The following is a 2,046-nucleotide window of genomic DNA, read 5'->3' as shown; positions in this document are numbered from 1 at the left end:
GCTCGGGGGCGGTCGGGCCGGTGAGCCGGCGGGGGGTGCGTTCCTCGGTCTCGCCGACGGTGAACTTGCTGTGCTCCAGGTAACGGCGGTCGGGCGCGTCGGGTCCGTCGGCGAAGAACGGGTGCGGTCCGTCCGCCTCCAGCAGGCTGCGCGCGGCCAGCCTGCACACGGCGCGTTCCTCGTCGGGGCCGATGCCCAGCCGGTTGAGCAGCATGTGCAGTTGGGAGGCCCACACCCACAGGAGTCCGGCCGGGTGCTGCTCGCGCAGCCGTTTGTCCGCCGCGGTGACGGCGGTGGCCCAGTCCGCCTGCCAGGCCGGGGCCGTGCCCTGGTCCAGCCGCTCGCGGACGGCGGCGGCGCGGCGGGCGAGGGCCTCGCGGCGTGCCCCGAACACCGTGTTGACCCGGGTGTGGACGACGGCCCCGGGCAGCAGGGGGACGTCGGTCACCCAGCGCCAGCCCGCCGCGTGCTCGCGCAGCCAGCCGCCCGCGGCCTGCCGGTCCAGGCCGAGGGCGTGGGCGGTGGTGAGGACGGCGTCGAGGGCGAGGTTCAGGCGTTCGGAGGGTCCGTGCCCGTGCAGCGCGCGCAGTGCGGTGACCGCGGTGCGGCTGCTGACGGAGAACACCTCCTCGGCCACGGGCAGCGCGAGCGGGCCGCCGTAGCGCTCGGTCTCCGGCTCGTACGCGACGTCGCGGACCTCGGCGTGCAGGGACGGCCACGGGCCCGCGCCGGGGAGGACCGGGACGGCGGAGGCGGCGCGGGTGAGCGTGCCGGGCAGGGTCCGCACCACCGCAGCGGCGGGTTCACGGACCCGGACACGCAGGTGCGGGCCGCCCTCGCCGTAGCGGATGAAGAACCAGTCGGCCGCCTCGCCGCGGGCCACCACGCCGTCCAGCAGCGGAGCCAGACGGTCCGTCAGGAAACGGTCGGTGTCCTCGGTGCTGCTGTGGAGGTACAGGTGCAGGCTGTGCCACCGGGGCATGTCGGGCTCCTCGGCCGGTCAGGGGAAGGGGTGCGGGTGCGGGTTGAGGTCCTCGTGGCGCAGGACCCCGGGGGCCCGGCCGAGCCGGGCGGGGACCTCCAGCAGCCGGGGCAGGCCCCGGGTGCGCCGGTTGTGGTGGCCGAAGGTCATGGGCAGGCTGCCGGGGACGATCACCTTCGCCCCGTACAGGCCGAGTCCGGCGGTGAAGCCCGGCTCGTCCTGGCGTACGGCGATCACCTCCAGGCCGAGCCCGGCGAGGCGCCGCACGGTCGCGGTGAGCAGGGTGCGCAGGTCCTCGACCGGCCGGGGCGCGTCCGGCCAGGCCTGCTGCCAGGGGATCTCGGGGGCCGGGGCGAGGAGGAAGGCCGAGCGGGTGCGGGCCTCGGGCAGGGTGTTGACGCCGACGTGGTCGTCGAGGGTGAGGACCAGCTCGGGCCGCTCCAGCATCGGGCGCAGCCGGCGCGGGTCGCGCGGCGCGTCGTCGGCGAGGGCCCGGTGCGGGGCCTCGTGCACGTTGGTGACCACCTCGGCGACGGCGGAGCGGATGGCGACGCGGGGGTCGTGGTGCGCACCGGCGGCGAGGAAGGTGCCGGGGGCGTCGGGGTGGGAGCCGCGGTAGCGGCAGACGGCGAGGACGGCCGGGATCCCGAAGTCGTTGGTGGCGTCGAGCAGGACGAGCTCGTAGCCGGCCAGGGCGGCGCGGTCGGCGAGGCCGGCGGTGCGCGGGTCGTCGTCGGGGACGGCGATGCGGCGCAGCGGGGTGCGGGCGTACCAGGCCATCAGGAAGGCGTCGCGTTCGGCGACCTCGAACAGGCCGTAGAGGACGGCTTCCTGGGGGCTGTTGCCGAGGCCGCAGCCGTTGGAGGACTCGTAGACGATGCGGGGGCCGTCGCCGGGGACGTCCCAGTACGCGACGTGTTCGGGGACGGCGAGGGGACGGTCGTGGGTGAGCGACCAGCCGTGCACCCAGTCGAGAGCGAGGTCGGGGTGGTAGGGGACGGTGGTGGCGGCGGGATGGGTGTGCGCGGAGGGTTCGGGCAGGCCGAGGCGGCGGGGGTCCAGGG

The 2,046-nt window shown here is 76.3% G+C and carries 2 protein-coding genes; both read right to left on the bottom strand.

Annotated elements, in window-relative coordinates; all coding sequences use genetic code 11:
- Nucleotides 1–982: thiopeptide-type bacteriocin biosynthesis protein (locus EF918_RS35170; protein ID WP_221889793.1), on the bottom strand; the 982-nt coding region annotated here is incomplete at its 3' end.
- Nucleotides 983–1,000: 18 nt separating this feature from the next.
- Nucleotides 1,001–2,046: YcaO-like family protein (locus EF918_RS35165; RefSeq protein WP_185922084.1), on the bottom strand; the 1,046-nt coding region annotated here is incomplete at its 5' end.

This window comes from Streptomyces sp. WAC06614 (genome assembly GCF_003949795.1).
Taxonomy (GTDB): Bacteria; Actinomycetota; Actinomycetes; order Streptomycetales; family Streptomycetaceae; genus Streptomyces.
The sequence above is the reverse complement of the archived record's forward strand: the minus strand, read 5'-3'. Positions and strand labels throughout refer to the sequence as shown.